The sequence below is a fragment of the Variovorax sp. GW458-11-26-14-LB1 genome, from assembly GCF_059423965.1.
Genome location: NZ_JBWKYW010000085.1, coordinates 1 through 14,571 on the forward strand (window position 1 = coordinate 1; position 14,571 = coordinate 14,571).

General features: G+C 68.4%; 13 protein-coding genes. 4 read left to right on the forward strand and 9 right to left on the reverse strand.

What is annotated here, in order from left to right:
- The coding region (locus AC07YS_RS31135) for an autotransporter family protein (protein WP_495275759.1) at window positions 1-2,367 on the forward strand (2,367 nt) is incomplete at its 5' end.
- A 20-nt stretch (window positions 2,368-2,387) separates the two neighbouring features.
- Here the strand turns inward: AC07YS_RS31135 and AC07YS_RS31140 are convergent.
- The 5 genes from AC07YS_RS31140 to AC07YS_RS31160 all read right to left on the reverse strand — a co-directional run bounded on the left by AC07YS_RS31140 (window position 2,388) and on the right by AC07YS_RS31160 (window position 6,646).
- Window positions 2,388-2,807: a ribbon-helix-helix domain-containing protein gene (locus tag AC07YS_RS31140; RefSeq protein WP_070062657.1), complete on the reverse strand. Its 420-nt coding sequence runs from the start codon at window positions 2,805-2,807 to the stop codon at window positions 2,388-2,390.
- A 76-nt stretch (window positions 2,808-2,883) separates the two neighbouring features.
- A complete protein-coding gene (locus AC07YS_RS31145) occupies window positions 2,884-3,462 on the reverse strand; it encodes a DJ-1/PfpI family protein (protein WP_495270206.1) in 579 nt (192 codons plus the stop codon).
- Between the two features lie 127 nt (window positions 3,463-3,589).
- The gene (locus AC07YS_RS31150) at window positions 3,590-4,444 is read right to left on the reverse strand and encodes a carbohydrate ABC transporter permease (RefSeq protein ID WP_095948089.1); all 855 of its coding nucleotides are present in this window, start codon (window positions 4,442-4,444) and stop codon (window positions 3,590-3,592) included.
- A complete protein-coding gene (locus tag AC07YS_RS31155) occupies window positions 4,441-5,331 on the reverse strand; it encodes a carbohydrate ABC transporter permease (RefSeq protein WP_062481532.1) in 891 nt (296 codons plus the stop codon). The genes AC07YS_RS31150 and AC07YS_RS31155 overlap by 4 nt, the downstream gene beginning before the upstream one ends.
- A 91-nt stretch (window positions 5,332-5,422) precedes the next feature.
- Entirely contained in the window at window positions 5,423-6,646 is a 1,224-nt protein-coding gene (locus tag AC07YS_RS31160) for an ABC transporter substrate-binding protein (protein WP_070062654.1), read from the reverse strand.
- Window positions 6,647-6,976: 330 nt separating this feature from the next.
- Here AC07YS_RS31160 and AC07YS_RS31165 point away from each other — a divergent pair, with 330 nt between their 5' ends.
- The 3 genes from AC07YS_RS31165 to AC07YS_RS31175 are packed head-to-tail and all read left to right on the forward strand — an operon-like array spanning window position 6,977 to window position 10,459.
- Window positions 6,977-7,765, forward strand: a complete 789-nt coding sequence (locus AC07YS_RS31165) for an SDR family oxidoreductase (RefSeq protein WP_370681988.1) — start codon at window positions 6,977-6,979, stop codon at window positions 7,763-7,765.
- A gap of 36 nt (window positions 7,766-7,801) precedes the next feature.
- Window positions 7,802-8,998, forward strand: coding sequence for an ABC transporter ATP-binding protein (locus AC07YS_RS31170; RefSeq protein WP_495270207.1), 1,197 nt, complete (start codon window positions 7,802-7,804; stop codon window positions 8,996-8,998).
- An 18-nt stretch (window positions 8,999-9,016) separates the two neighbouring features.
- On the forward strand, window positions 9,017-10,459 hold the full coding sequence (locus AC07YS_RS31175) for an aldehyde dehydrogenase family protein (RefSeq protein ID WP_495270208.1): 1,443 nt from the start codon (window positions 9,017-9,019) through the stop codon (window positions 10,457-10,459).
- A 33-nt stretch (window positions 10,460-10,492) separates the two neighbouring features.
- Here AC07YS_RS31175 and AC07YS_RS31180 read toward each other — a convergent pair whose 3' ends face one another.
- The 4 genes from AC07YS_RS31180 to AC07YS_RS31195 all read right to left on the reverse strand — a co-directional run.
- Window positions 10,493-11,452 (reverse strand): LysR family transcriptional regulator, encoded by a 960-nt coding sequence (locus AC07YS_RS31180; RefSeq protein WP_062481526.1) that lies wholly within the window; start codon window positions 11,450-11,452, stop codon window positions 10,493-10,495.
- A gap of 46 nt (window positions 11,453-11,498) precedes the next feature.
- A complete protein-coding gene (locus AC07YS_RS31185; RefSeq protein WP_495270209.1) occupies window positions 11,499-12,983 on the reverse strand; it encodes an N-acyl-D-amino-acid deacylase family protein in 1,485 nt (494 codons plus the stop codon).
- Window positions 12,984-13,002: 19 nt separating this feature from the next.
- On the reverse strand, window positions 13,003-14,307 hold the full coding sequence (locus AC07YS_RS31190) for an alanine racemase (RefSeq protein WP_495273812.1): 1,305 nt from the start codon (window positions 14,305-14,307) through the stop codon (window positions 13,003-13,005).
- A gap of 132 nt (window positions 14,308-14,439) precedes the next feature.
- Window positions 14,440-14,571 (reverse strand): oligopeptide/dipeptide ABC transporter ATP-binding protein (locus tag AC07YS_RS31195; protein WP_495273814.1); only part of this gene is annotated, 132 nt, incomplete at its 5' end.

A 14,571-nucleotide genomic window follows, 5' to 3' on the forward strand; every position in this document is an offset into this window, starting at 1 on the left:
GGGTTCTACCTGAACGCGACCAACCCGGGGCTCAGCTTCACCAACACCGGTCCCCTCACGGGCGGGGCGGGCGGCGCCGGCGGGGCCGAATTGGCGCCCGCCCGTTCCAACGCCTCGGGCGGCGGCGGCGGCGCAGGGGGCATCGGCGCGACGTTGGCGGGTGTCGCCGTCACCGTCAACAACTCCGGCGCGATCACGGGCGGTGCCGGGGGCGCAGGCGGCGCGGCCGGCGGCGGTGCGGGCGGCACCGGTTCACCGGGCGCTGGCGGCGACGGCGGGGCGGGCCTCGCATCGACCGGCGCGGGCGCAACCCTCACCAACACCGGCACCATCGCCGGTGGGGCGGGCGGCGCCGGCGGGGCCAACAGCAACGGCGGACCGAGCGGTGCCAACGGCGTGGGCGGCGTCGGGGTGACCGGCGCGAACCTCGCGTTGACCAACGGCGGAACCATCTCGGGCGGCCTGGGCGGCGACGGCGTCACGCGCGCCGCGGCGGTCGCATTCACGGGCGGCACCAACAGCCTCACGCTGAACACCGGCTCGTCGATGACGGGCGCGATTTCGATCGGCGCGGGCGCCACCGCCAGCGTCATCGCGGGCGCCGGCGGCCTCACCGTCAGCAACGCCTTGCTGCTGGGCGGCACGGGCACCATCGACACCAACGGGAACGCCCTGACGTGGACCGGCGCGATCTCCGGCGCCAGCGATCTGGTGAAGATCGGCGCGGGCGTGCTGACGCTGAGCGGTGCCGACACCCACTCGGGCGCCACCAACGTCGCGGCGGGCACCCTGCGCGCGGGCGCTGCCAACGTGCTCAGCAGCGCGAGTCCCTTCACCGTGGCCACCGGCGCGACGCTCGACCTGGCCGGCAACAGCCAGACCCTCGCGTCGATGGCCCACAGCGGCACCGTCTCGCTGGTGGGCGCGGTGCCGGGCACCACGCTCACCGTCAACGGTCCCTGGGTCGGCAACGGCGGCACGTTGCGACTGGGGACCGCGCTGGGCGGCAGCGCGAGCGCGAGCGACCGGCTCATTCTGAGCGGCGCCACCGCCGTCGCCAGCGGCACGACGAATGTGCAGATCACCAACCTGGGCGGCCTGGGCGCGCTCACCACCGGCAACGGCATCGAAGTGATCAGCGCCCTCAACGGCGCGACCACCACCGCGCAGACGACCAAGAGCGCGTTCGTGCTGGCCGGCACGCATGTCGATGCGGGTGCCTACGAGTACCGGCTGCATGCGGCCGATGCCACCGGCGCGGGCGAGAACTGGTACCTGCGCTCGACCGCTGCGCCCGTGACACCCGTGACGCCTGTCCCGCCCGGCACGCCGCCTGCCGGCGGTGGCGGCTCGGGCACTGGCGGCACCGGCGTCGTGCCCGTGTTCGCCGTGCCCACCTACCGCGCCGACGTGCCGCTGTACGCCGCGCTGCCCGAGCAGCTGCGCCAGTCCAGCTTCGCGATGCTCGGCAACAGGCGCCTGCGCATGGGCGAGGACCTTGTAGCGGGCGCAAACCCGGCCAAGCCCACGCAGGGCTACCGCGAGGCGTGGGGGCGCATCATCAGCACCGACCGCACCATCGCGCAGGGCGGCACCGTGAGCCCCACGAGCAAGGGGCGCCTCACGGGCTTCCAGGCCGGCACCGACCTGTGGGCCAACCCCGACTGGCACGCGGGCGTGTACGTCGGCCAGCTCGACGGCGACATGCGCGTGAACGGTTTTGCCAGCGGCCTGGCGAACCTCGGCGTGGGCACCAGCAACCAGAAGAGCGAGTACCTGGGCGCCTATGCCACCTGGAAGCACGCCAGCGGCGTGTACGTCGACGGCGTGCTGCAGGCCGGGCGCCACCGCTACACCGCCAGGCCCACGCTGGGCTTCTCCCGGGGCGGCAAGGGCAACAGCCTGCTGGCGTCCATCGAGGTGGGGCAGTCGATTCCCATCGCGCAGAACTGGACCGTCGAGCCGCAGGTGCAATTGGTGCACCAGCGGGTGAGCCTGGGCGACACGGGCATCTCCGGCGCGCTCGTGCAGCAGAACAGCCACAACGGCTGGCGGGCACGCGCCGGCGTGCGCGTGAAGGGCGAGTTCGTCACGCGCGCCGGGGTGCTGCAGCCTTATGTGCGGGTCAATTTCCACCGCAGCAGCCGCGGCACCGACGTCACCCGCTTCGTCGGCCCGGCCGGCTTCACCGACATCGCGACGCGCACCGGCGGCAGCAGCACCGAGCTGGCGGCGGGGGCCACGCTGCAGGTGGCCGAGAACACGAGCGTGTATGTGGAGCTGGGCAAGCTGTGGTCGGGCTCCGGCGGCGACTCGCGCATCAAGAGCGGGGTCAATGCGAGCGTCGGCGTGAAGATGCGCTGGTGATCTCGTGAGCCGTGCGACGTCTACGCATGCCGCCGCGCGGCGGCGTGGAGCGTGTGCACGCGGGCCTCGCCAGGCTGCGCAGGCGACGGCCGTCCCCAGCCCTGCGGCAGTTCATGCAGCACGGCGTTCGCATCGAGCGAGCGGATCGCGACCGAGGTATCGGCCGGAATCCGCCCCTGCGCCACCATCGCCTCGTAGCGCAGCGCGCACACGCGCAGGAACGACGCGAAGTTGCCGACCTCGCCGCGCGCCGCCACCAGCTCGTCGTACAGCCGCTCGATGAGCTGCACCACGGCCATGCCGTCGCGCTGCGCGATCTCCTCGAGCACCTGCCAGAACAGGTTCTCGAGCCGGATGCTGGTGACCACGCCGTGCAGCCGCACCGAGCGCGTGCGCGCGTCGTAGCTTTGCGGATCGGCGCTGATGAAGACTTCGCACATGGGCCATCTCCTCGAGAGGCGGGGGTGAATCGGGGCGACGCGGCACTGTAGCGCCGCCCGCGTCCATCCGTTCAGGTCAGTGTTCGATGCGGGTGCCGAGCACCACGAGGAACTGCGACAGCCACGCCGGATGCGCCGGCCAGGCCGGTGCGGTGACGAGGTTGCGGTCGGTCACGGCCTGATCGACCGGGATGCCCATGTACTCGGCGCCGGCCAGTTCCACCTCGACCTGGCAGGCCGGGTAGGCCGACACCTTGCGGCCCTTGATGAGGCCCGTGGCCGCGAGCAGCTGCGCGCCGTGGCAGACGGCGGCCACCGGCTTGTCGGTCGCGAGGAAGTGGCGCGCGATCTCGACCACGCGGCTGTGCATGCGCAGGTACTCGGGCGCGCGGCCGCCGGGGATCACGAGCGCGTCGTAGGCCTCGGGGCGCACCTCGTCGAAGGTTGCGTTCAGCGTGAAGCGGTGGCCCGGCTTCTCGCTGTAGGTCTGCGCGCCTTCGAAATCGTGGATCGCGGTGTGCACCCAGTCGCCGACCTTCTTGTCGGGCGCCACCGCATGCACGGTGTGGCCGACGGCCAGCAGGGTCTGGAACGGCACCATGGTTTCGTAGTCTTCGGCGTAGTCGCCGCAGAGCATCAGGATCTTGCGAGCCATCGGGTTTGTCTCCTTCGGATGAGGTGGGGCGAAACCGGCCGGCGCAGGGTGCGCGCCGGCCGTCGCCGCATTATTCGAAGGGGGCGGGCGCAGCGGGTAGCAGCGGGCTGTGATGCCGCTGCGGTCGCTATTTGACCGAGCCCGCGGTCAGGCCCTGCACCATGTAGCGCTGCATCCAAGCAAACAGGATGGCGACCGGGACCACGGCGCAGATGGCGGCGGCCATCACCAGCTCCCACTGCACCACGTACTGGCCCGCGACCATGTTGGTGACGAGCACGGTCAGCGTCTGCTTTTCCGTGGAGCGGATCAGCGTGTAGACCACGGCGAACTCGTTCCACGCATTGACGAAAGTGACCAGTGCCGTGACCGCCATGGCCGGCAGCGCCAGCGGCAGGAACACCTTGCAGACCGTGCGCACCGGACCCGAGCCTTCGAGCCAGGCCGACTCTTCCAGGTCGCGCGGAATGGTCTCGAAGTACGAGGTCATCATCCAGACGGCGAAGGCAATGCCGAAGGCGCCATAGGCCACCACCACGGACAGGCGCGAGTCGGTCATGTTGCCGCCCTCGAACCAGGGCAGGCTGGCCGCCATCTTGAACAGGCCCACCACCAGCAGCACGGGCGAGATCATCTGCGTGATGAGCAGGAACTGCCGGTAGCCGCCCTGGCCGCGAAACTTCAGGCGCGCCAGCGCATAGGCGGAAGGCACGCTGACGGCAATCGTCAGCACGGTCGCAGAGAGCGACACCAGCAGGCTGTTCAGCAGCGCGCGCCCGAACCCGGTCTGGGTCCACATGGCGGAGAAGTTGCTCCACTGCCACTGCTGCGGCAGCCAGCGCGCCGGATAGACGTAGATCTCGGACGCCGGCTTGAGCGCCGTGAAGAACATCACCGCGAGCGGAAAGACGACCACGGCCACCAGCGGCGCGAGCAGCAGCCAGCACCAGAGGCTGCGCACGAGTTTGTCGGGGCGGATCATGCGGCGGCCTTCGCGGACTGGCGCTTTTGCAGGCGCAGGTAGAACACGGTGAAGGCCAGCAGCAAGGCCAGCATCACGAGCGAAATGGCGGCTGCCTCGCCGGGGCGGCCCAGGCGGAAGCCCAGCTGGTACAGCCAGGTGACGAGGATGTGCGTGGCGTTGTCCGGCCCGCCCTGCGTCATGATCCAGATGATGGGGAACGAGTTGAAGACGTAGATCACGTTCAGCACGATCGCCATGTGGATGAAGGGCTTGAGCAGCGGCAGCGTGAGCCGGCGAAACTGCTGCCAGCGCGACGCGCCTTCGATGCCGGCCGCTTCGTAGATGTCCTGCGACACCGACGACAGCCCGCCCAGGAAGATGGTGACGGTGAAGGGGATGGACACCAGGATGCCCACGCCCACCTCGACCCAGAAGGCGAGCTGTCCATCGGCCAGCCAGTTGATCGGCTCCCGGATGATCCCGACCATTGCGAGGCTCGCATTGACCATGCCGTACTGGCCGTTGAATGACCAGGTCCAGACGATGGCCGTCATGGTCAGCGACACCGCCCAGGGCAGCATCACGATCGTGCGCGCCACGCCCCGGCCATAGAAATCCTGCTGCAGGATGAGCGCGATCGGCACAGCGCACAACACGGCACCGCCGACCACGCACACCGTCCACTGCACCGTGCGCCACACCACATGGGCGAACACCGGATCGGTGAACACGGTGCGAAAGTTGTCCAGGCCGTTGAAGGCCCGCAGCAGGCCGAAGCGCGAGATGTCGTGCACCGACTGGAACACCAGGGTGGACAGCGGGTAGGCCAGGATGAAGAGGGTGAGCAACAGGCTCGGCGCAATCAGCCCCCAAGCCAGGGCAGGGCCTCGAACGGGATTCTGCATAGGTCGATTCGATCGGATAGGCGTGGTTGGGCGTGGTGCGACACGCGAAAAGCTGGCGCAGCCCCAGGGCTGCGCCCCGGGGCTTGCTGGCTTATTTCTTGTTGAGCTTGGTGTTGGCTTCGGCCGCGGCCTTGTCCAGCGCCGCCTTCGGTTCCGCCTTGCCCTGGTAGATGGCCTGCAGCGCGTTGGTGACGGCCTGCGCCGAGTCTTCCCAGCCGGCGACCAGCGGGGCGAAGCGTGCGTTGGGCAGCAGGGTCACGAACTCGGAGAGCACCGGGTCGTCCTTGAACACGGGGTCGTTGGCCACCTCGCGCGTCACCGGCATGAAGCCTTCGCCCTGGTCGAACTTCAGCCGCGCGGTTTTCGAGAACATGAAGTTCAGGAATTTCTGGGCGGTTTCCTTGTTCTTCGAGGTCTTGAACATCATGATCGAATCGGTCACGCCGAAGGTGATGTCCTTGCCGCCATTGGGCACGCCGGTGATGCCGTACTTCAATTGCGGCGCGTCCTTGGCAATTTCCTTGGCCAGCGGCGGCAGCGAAATGACCATGCCCAGCCGTCCCTGCTTGAACAGGTTGTGCAGGTCGTAGCGCGTGTTGCCGGCCACGCCGGGCTCGGTCAGGCCCTGGTCGATCATGCTTTTGTAGAGCGTGGCGGCCTTCACGCCGGTCGGGGAATTGAAGGCGGCCTTGTTGCCGGCATCGAGCACGTCGCCCCCCATGCTCCATAGCGCGTAGTAGAAATAAGTGTCGGTATCCAGGTCTTTGCCCTGGATGCCATAGCCGTAGGCGCCCGTGGCCTTGATCTTTTTCGCGGCGGCAATCACGTCGTCCCAGGTCTTAGGGCCATTGGGAAAGCCTGCCTTGCTCAGCATGTCCTTGTTATAGAACATCGCGCGCACGCTGGCTGCAATAGGCAGTGCATAAGGCTTTCCGTTGATATTGCCGGCTTTCAGGAAGGCCGGAATGAATTGGTCCTTGAACGCCGCATTGGCGTAATTGTCGACCGGCTCCACCAGACCGTCATTCACGAAATCGCCGACCCAGCGGGTCGCGACGTGGGCCAGATCGGGCGGGTTGTTGCTGGCGATTTCCGCCTGCAGTTTCTGCTGCATGTTCTCCCAGCTTCCCACCTCGACCTTGACCTTGTCTCCCGGGTTGGCCTTTTCGTAGTCCCGGGCCAGAGCCTCCAGCCAGGGGCGTGTGTTGTCGCTGTAGCTGGACATGGCGATGCGGATATTTCCCGCCTGGGCCGTGAGGGAGGAAAGACCCAGAAGAATTGCGCCTGCCAATAGAGTTGTATTTCGTTTTTTCATATTTAATTCCTCGTGAAGTGATTGAAAATTAATTGAATACACGTCGGGATCTGCTGCGATCAATGATTGCGCTTTTTTATCTTACGAGCCGGCCGAATGGCGCCATAGATAGAGCTAACCCTCGATTTCTAAAAAACAGAACCCTGCCTGCGAAATATTGAAGGCCAAATTCCCGTGGCCTCCTGTACGCTTCAAAATTCGAGCTCGAATTGCGCGCGGTAATTCATTGCCGCCCGGTCGGGAGAGGTATTGGCAATTCACAGGGCGCATTGCGTGGACACATCAATTTCGACTCCGTCTTCGGTTCATCCCCACGCGCCGTCCCGGCGCGTGACGCTGGTCACGGGCGCCGCGGGCGGCATCGGCCAGGCCCTGTGCCGCCGCGTGCTGCAGGCGGGCGACCGGCTGATCGCGCTGGACCACGACGCGGGTGCACTGGAAGGCCTGGCGGCCGTGTTGGCCGGGCAGGGCGTGAGTGCTGACGATCTGGCGCGGCTGCATCCCTTGGTGGCGGACGTCACCGACTGCGCAGGCCTGTGCGACAAGGTGGCCACGGCCGTTGCGGCTGTCGGCCCGGTGGATGTGCTGGTGTCGAACGTGGGCGCTGCGCGCGGGCCGACGGTGCGCAAGACCACACCGCAGGACTGGCAGGCCGACATCCAGCTCAACCTGAATGGCGCGTTCCATTGCGTGGAGGCGGTGCGCCACGCCATGGTCGAGCGCCGCAGCGGGCAGCTGGTGCTCATCGGCTCGGTCAACGCGCTGACCACGCTCGGCCACCCGGCCTACAGCGCGGCCAAGGCGGCGCTCGTCAGCTACACCCGCTCGCTTGCCATGGAGCTGGGCGCCTACGGCATCCGCGCCAACATCGTGCTGCCGGGCACCGTCAAGACGCCCGCCTGGCAGGCGCGGGCCGACAAGAACCCGCAGGTGTTCGAGCAGCTGAAGAAGTGGTACCCGCTGGGCGACTTCGCGACGCCGGACGACGTGGCCGATGCCGTGCTGTTCCTGGCGTCGCCCGCCGCGCGTGTCATCACGGGCGTGGCGTTGCCGGTGGATGCGGGCCTCATGGCGGGCATCCTGCCCATGGCCCGCGAGATCACGGTCGAAGACTACTGAGCCAGCGACTCACTTCCACAAAGACAAGGAGACCCCATGGCTCAGGTTCAACTCAAGCAACTGCGCAAGGATTTCGCGGGCGTGCCCGTCGTGCACGGCATCGACCTGGACATTGCCCACGGCGAGTTCGTCGTGCTGGTCGGCCCCTCGGGCTGCGGCAAGTCGACGCTGCTGCGCATGATCGCGGGGCTGGAGCCCATCAGCGGCGGCGAGCTGCGCATCGGCGGTGCGCGGGCCAACGACCTGTCGCCGCAAAAGCGCAACATCTCGATGGTGTTCCAGAGCTATGCGCTCTACCCGCACCTGTCGGTCTACGAGAACATCGCCTTCGGCCCGCGCACGCGCGGCGAGGCCGAAAGCGACTTCCGCCCGCGCATCGAAAAAGCCGCCGGCCTGCTCAACCTCACGCCCTACCTGGACCGCCTGCCGCGCGCGCTCTCGGGCGGACAGCGCCAGCGCGTCGCCATGGGCCGCGCCGTGGTGCGCGAGCCCGCGTTGTTCCTCTTCGACGAGCCGCTGTCCAACCTGGATGCGCAGCTGCGCGTGCAGATGCGCGCCGAGATCAAGGCCCTGCACCAGCGCCTGGGCAACACCATGGTCTACGTCACGCACGACCAGGTGGAAGCCATGACCATGGCCGACCGCATCGTCGTGATGCGCGCGGGCCGGGTGGAGCAGGTCGGCGCGCCGCTCGAGCTCTACGACCGCCCGGTCAACCGCTTCGTGGCGGGCTTCATCGGCTCGCCCGCCATGAACTTCACGCAGGGGCAGGTGCATCGCGCACACGGCCGCACCTGGCTCGCGCTGCCCGACGGGCAGGCCTGGGATCTGCCGACTTCCGGGTGCACGCCCCTGCTGGCCGATGGACAGCACGTGCTGCTGGGGTTGCGGCCCGAGCATCTGCAGCTGGCCCCGGAAGGCCTGGCGCTGCGCGTGATCCTCACGGAGTCGACGGGCGACAAGACGCAGATCTACGGCACCGTGGCGGGCAGCGAGACGCCCTGGTGCGTGTCCGTGCACGACCGCGTGGCCCTCAAGCCCGGCGACCTCGTGCACCTGCAGGTCCGCGAGGCCGCATCGACCCATTGCTTCGATGCGCAGACCGAGCGCCATGTGGGCGTTGCAGCTCCGGCGCCGGCCGGGTACAGGCCGTCCGCGTCCAGCGTGGACGCGCGTGCCGGCGGCAGCGACGGCCAGCGGCACGCCGCGTCGATCGCGTATTCGTACGGCTAGGCCATGCGCAACCACTGCATGTCCGAAGTCGAAACGGGCAACCACCTCGGCGGGCGCTGGTCGACCACCGTCGACACCCTGCCGGTGGTCAACCCGGCCAACGGCGACACCCTCGCCACCGTGCCCCGTTCGGGCCGCGAGACGGCGAACGCGGCGGTCGCCGCCGCCAAGGCCGCTGCCAACGCGTGGGCCACCACGCCTGTGTTCGAGCGCGCCGCGATGTGCATGGCGATCGCGGCCGGGATCGATGCCGCGCGCGAGGCCCTCGCGCACACGCTGTCGTGCGAGCAGGGCAAGGTCCTGGCCGAGGCGCTGGGCGAAGTCGCCAAGGCCGCCGACGGCTTCCGGCTCGCCGCCGAACTCGTCAAGCAGATGGGCGGCAAGACGCTGCCGGCGGAAGACCCGGGCAAGCTCGTCATGACGCTGCGGCAGCCGCGCGGCGTGTATGGCGTCATCACGCCCTGGAACTTCCCGGTCAACATTCCGGTGGAATACCTCGCCCCCGGCATCGCCACCGGCAACACCCTCGTCTGGGTGCCTGCGCCGTCCACCGCGCTCGTGGCCTGCGCGCTCATGGCAGCCATCGAAAAGGCCGGCCTGCCCGCTGGCGTTCTCAACCTGGTGATCGGCGAGGGCGCGACCGTGGGCGACGCGGTGGTGGTGCATCCGGACGTGACCGCCATCGCCTTCACCGGCAGCACCGCGACGGGCCAGCGCATCGCCGAGCGGGGCGCCGGAAAGCCCCTGCTGCTCGAGCTAGGGGGCAATGGGCCCCTGATCGTTTTCGAAGACGCCGACCTCGATGCGGCAGCCGCTGCAGCGGCAGGCGGCGCGTTCTTCAATGCCGGGCAGGTGTGCGCGGCGACAGGGTGCGTGCTGGCCCATGCCAGCGTGGTCGACCGCCTCTGCGACAAGCTGGTCGCCAAGGCCGCCGAGCAGGTGCTGGGCAACCCCTTGCATTCCGCGACGACCATGGGGCCGCTCAACAACGCCCAGGTGGCGGCCAAGGTGCGCGCGCATGTGGACGATGCCGTTGCACAGGGTGCGCGCGTGCTGTGCGGTGGCCGGGCGCGGCCGGACCTGGGCAGCGACCTCTTCTTCGAGCCCACCGTGGTGCGCGACGTCACGCCCGCCATGCGGCTGTGCCGGGAGGAAACCTTCGGCCCCGTCGTGCCGGTCGTCGCCTTCCAGGACGAAGCGCAGGCCTTAGAGATGGCCCTGCAGAACGACTACGGCCTCTCGGTGGGCGTCTTCACACAAGACATCGGCCGCGGCATCGCCATGGCCAAGGCGATTCCCGCCGGCATCGTCAACATCAACGCGGGCACCACCTGGTGGGAAATCCACCTTCCCTTCGGCGGTGGCTGCGGCAAGAAGAGCGGCATCGGCCGGCTGGGCGGCATGCACACGCTGGAGGCGATGACCGAGATCAAAATGATCACGGTCACGCTGCCGGGTTGAGCCTTTCGATGCCGACGATCCCGCGCGCGGGGACTACTCCGGCTTTCCCCTGGCGGGCGTGCGAGCGGCGGTGGCGCGCCCCGGCTTCACGGGCCGCTGCCACCCCTGCATGTAGGCGATCAGCGACTGCGACAGGTGATTGGCCGCAAGCGACAGCCGCCGGGAATAGCTCGCGACCAGCGTGGCGCGCGCAGAGCGCAGCGACGCATCGGTGAGCGGAATGGCCACCACCTTGCCGGCCTCGATCAGCGGCGCGACCACGTCGCTCGGCTGGAAGGTGATGAGGTCCGACTCTGCGACCAGCCGGCTCGCAAAGGACAGCGAATTCGTCTCGACCGCGATGTTCAGCTTGAACTTGCCCTTGGAGCTGACGCGGTCGACCAGTTGGCGCAGGCCGAAGGAACGGTCGGGCAACGCCAGCGGCGCGTCGGCGACTTCCGCGAGCGTGCAGCTGCGCTGTTGTGCCAGGGGGTGCTGCGTCGAAGCGATCACGCACAGCGGCTGCTCGATCTTCTGCAGCTCGATGAGGTCGGGGCGCGGCGAGGCGCCGAACAAAATGCCCAGGTCGTACTTGTGCTCCGCCACCGACTCGCCCACCGCATGCGAGCCCATGAGATCGAGCGAGAAGGTGATGCCCGGGTGCGTGCGGATGAAGCTCGGCATGAAGCTGGTGAGCAGGCCGTGCAGGATGCCTTCCACGCAGCCCACCCGCACGTGCCCCTTGGCCAGCGTCTCGTACTCGTGGATCTGGCCCTTCAGGTCGGCCAGCTGCGTCTTGTTGTCCTGCGCATAGCGCAGCAGCAGTTCGCCGGCCGCGGTCAGCGCCATGCCCCGTGCATGGCGCTCGAAGACGGGCACGCCCAGTTCGTCTTCGAGCAGCGCGATCTGCCGGCTCACGGCGCTCTGGGCCACGAAGAGCTTTTCAGCCGCCACGCGCACGGAGCCAAAGGCCGCGACCTCGTAGAAGTACCGAAGGGTGGTGGATTCGATCATGCGTGCACTCTACGGGATGGCGGGGAAGGGGCGCGGCGACGTTCAGTTAGTTCGCGGCGCGTGCCTGCCGTGTCAGCATGCGCCCCGCGCGCGCGAGCACGCGCGCCTCGCTCGCACCGCGGTACGCGAGCACGCCGTTCACGAACACGCGTTCGATCCCTTCGCTCACGCCCAGCGGCTGGTCGTAGGTGGCGGTGTCGGTGATGGTCTCGGGGTCGAACACCACCACGTCGGCCATCGTGCCGACGCGCAGCAGGCCGCGATCGGCAATGCGCAGGTTGCGCGCCGTCATGCCCGTCATCTTGTGCACCGCCTGCTCCAGCGTGAAGAGCTTGCGCTGGCGCCAGTAGCGCGCAAACACGCGCGGGAACGCCCCCCACAGCCGCGGATGCGGATGACGGTCATGCGGCAGGCCGTCGCTGCCGATCATGCTGCGCGGATGCGCGATGACGCGTTCCACGTCTTCTTCCTGCATCAGGAAATAGCACGCACCGCCGGGCTTCAGGCGCAGGCTGGCCTCCTTCTCGGTCGTGCCCCATTCGCGTGCGATATCGGAGATCAGGCGCCCGGTCATCTCCGGGTGGGGCTCGGACCAGGTCAGCAGCACGTCGATCACGCCGTCCACCATGTCCTCGCGCAATACGGTGGAGCCGGCCACGTAGGGATAGACGTCCATCGCGATCTCCTGGCGCTGCGACAGCGCGTCGATCAGCGGCAGCGTCTCCTTCGTGCGGCCCCAGTTGGCCGGGTTTGCGCATTTGTGGTGCGAGATGATCAAGGGCACGCCGGCCTCGAACGCCGAGTCGCCGGCCTCGTGCATCGCCTCGATGATCTGCTGCATCTCGCTGCGCAGGTGCGTGGCGTACACACCGCCATGGCGCGCCACGACGCGCGCGAGTGCGGTGACTTCCTCGGCCGGTGCGGCAAAGGCCTCTTCGTAGAACAGGCCCGACGACAGGCCGTGCGCGCCAGCGGCCATGCAGTCGTCGAGCAGTGCGGCCATGTGTGCCAGTTCATCACCGTTGGCGGGCCGGTCGAGCGCCTGCATGGCCGCGAAGCGCAACGTGGTGTGGCCCACGAGCGCGGCCACGTTGAGCGCGGGCTGCGTCGCATCGACCGCCGCGCGGTACTCGGCCATGGTCGCGTGCTTGAACGAGTCCGCGCCCAACAGCGTGAGCGGCGGCTTCGACTGCGGCGTGCGGTACGGCGCCAGCGAGATGCCGCAGTTTCCCGTGACCACCGTCGTGATGCCCTGCGACACCTTGGGCAGGCACAGCGGGTCGCGCAGCACGATGGCGTCGTCGTGCGTGTGCGCGTCGATGAAGCCGGGCGCGATCACCTTGCCGCGGCAGTCGACCACGTCGACGTCGGCGATGTTCAACCCTGCAGGCAGCCGCGTGCGCAGGCCTTCGCCGAGCGCCAGGATGCGGTCGCCCTGCAGCAGCACGTCGCCGGGCCACGAAGGGCCGCCCGAGCCGTCGACCACGAGGCCGCCTTCGAGCAGCGTCGCGCTGTTCTTCTGTGTGTTCATGGGGGAGGCGTCGTCTTGCTCAGAAATGGATCACGACCGCATCGCTCACGCGGTAGTCGTTCTCGACCACGGGCATCCAGTGCCACTTGTCGAAGGTGGTGCAGGGGTGCGAGATGCCCAGGCCCACGCGGTCGCCGACGACCGGTGCCTGCGCTTCGTCATTCGCGTCCCAGCGCAGGTAGGCATGCTGGTCGTTCAGCGCCGTGACCTTCCAGCTGGCGGGCACAGCGTGCGACTGCAAGGCACCGCGTGCCGCGTGCGCAATGGGGATGGGCATCGACATGTCGAAAGAGACGTCGCGCTTGCCGACCGAGAGAATCGCCAGGCCGGGCTCGGGCCGCGACTGCACGTTGGCCCAGACCTCCATCGCAGGCGTCAGCCCTTCGCCGCACTCGCACCCCATGCGCTCATCCGCCACATTCACCATGCGCTTGTAGAAGCCATGGTCGTGCGTGACGTAGCAGCCCGAACGCAAGAGGCCGCGCACCGGCGAACCCAGCGCAGGCTTGAGCCGCCCGGCCACGAGGTCGAAGATCGCCGAGCCGCCGGCCGAGACCAGCACCTCGTCGGTCTCGAAGAGCTGGTGCGTGTCGCAGTGGCGGGCCACGGCTTCGATCCGGTCCATCAGGGCCTTGGCGAAGGCGGTGTCCTGTTCGGTGGACCCGGTGGCATTCAGGCCTTCGTAGCTCTCGATGCCCACCAGCTTCGCGACGCTGCTGGCACGCACCGCGCTGGCCACGGCAACCGCTTCCGCATGCGTGCGGCAGCCTGTGCGTCCGCCGTCGATGCCGATCTCGAGCATGACCTCGAAAGGCACGCTCGCAGGATGGCGCTTCGACCAGTCTTCGATCAGCGCCAGCTGCGCGATCGAATCGACCAGAAACACCACACGCAGATCCGCATGGTCGGCCAGCAGCAGCTGGATGCCTGCGAGGTCTTCGTCGCTCACGACCTGGTTGGCGATCAGCGTGCGGCGCGCGCCGGCGGCCACGCCCACGGCCAGCTGCGTGACGGTGGCAAAGGTCAGGCCCCACGCACCCGCATCCAGCTGGCGCTGGAACAGCTGCGGCGACATGGTGGTCTTGCCGTGCGGTGCGAGGTCGATGCCCCACTCGCGCACGCGCGCCTGCATCCACGCCAGGTTGTGTTCGAGCGCCTCGCGCTTGAGCACGGCCAGCGGCAGCGGCAGGTCGCCGGCCAGCACGTTCCAGCCGGCGGCGCCGACTTCGCTGCGCAGGCGCGGCGGCTGGGTGCGCGGGTAGCCCTTGAAACGGTCGCTCAGCAGCGGGTCGATGAGGTCGTGGGAAGAGGGCAGGGTGTTCATTGGAGCTCTCGATTCATGAGGGTTGTCGCATGGTCGTGGAACACCGCGGAACCGGCTTTGCCGGGCCGCAGGTGTTGCCCCCTGCAAGGGGGTTGGCGAAGCGACACGAAGTGCGCGAAGACTGGGGGTAAGTCATAGCGTTCGGATGCAGGCGCTGTAGTGTCCTGCGGAAATCTCCTCGAGCGGCGGTACCGTCTGCGCACAGGCCTCGATGGCATGCGGGCAGCGCGTGCGGAACACGCAGCCTGAAGGCGGCGAGATCGG

Excerpts from the sequence above, each read along its gene's own strand:
- AC07YS_RS31140 (WP_070062657.1), bottom strand. The coding sequence starts at position 2,807 with ATGTGCGAAGTCTTCATCAGCGCCGATCCGCAAAGCTACGACGCGCGC.
- AC07YS_RS31145 (WP_495270206.1), bottom strand. The coding sequence starts at position 3,462 with ATGGCTCGCAAGATCCTGATGCTCTGCGGCGACTACGCCGAAGACTAC.
- AC07YS_RS31150 (WP_095948089.1), bottom strand. The coding sequence starts at position 4,444 with ATGATCCGCCCCGACAAACTCGTGCGCAGCCTCTGGTGCTGGCTGCTG.
- AC07YS_RS31155 (WP_062481532.1), bottom strand. The coding sequence starts at position 5,331 with ATGCAGAATCCCGTTCGAGGCCCTGCCCTGGCTTGGGGGCTGATTGCG.
- AC07YS_RS31160 (WP_070062654.1), bottom strand. The coding sequence starts at position 6,646 with ATGAAAAAACGAAATACAACTCTATTGGCAGGCGCAATTCTTCTGGGT.
- AC07YS_RS31170 (WP_495270207.1), top strand. The coding sequence starts at position 7,802 with ATGGCTCAGGTTCAACTCAAGCAACTGCGCAAGGATTTCGCGGGCGTG.
- AC07YS_RS31175 (WP_495270208.1), top strand. The coding sequence starts at position 9,017 with ATGTCCGAAGTCGAAACGGGCAACCACCTCGGCGGGCGCTGGTCGACC.
- AC07YS_RS31180 (WP_062481526.1), bottom strand. The coding sequence starts at position 11,452 with ATGATCGAATCCACCACCCTTCGGTACTTCTACGAGGTCGCGGCCTTT.
- AC07YS_RS31185 (WP_495270209.1), bottom strand. The coding sequence starts at position 12,983 with ATGAACACACAGAAGAACAGCGCGACGCTGCTCGAAGGCGGCCTCGTG.
- AC07YS_RS31190 (WP_495273812.1), bottom strand. The coding sequence starts at position 14,307 with ATGAACACCCTGCCCTCTTCCCACGACCTCATCGACCCGCTGCTGAGC.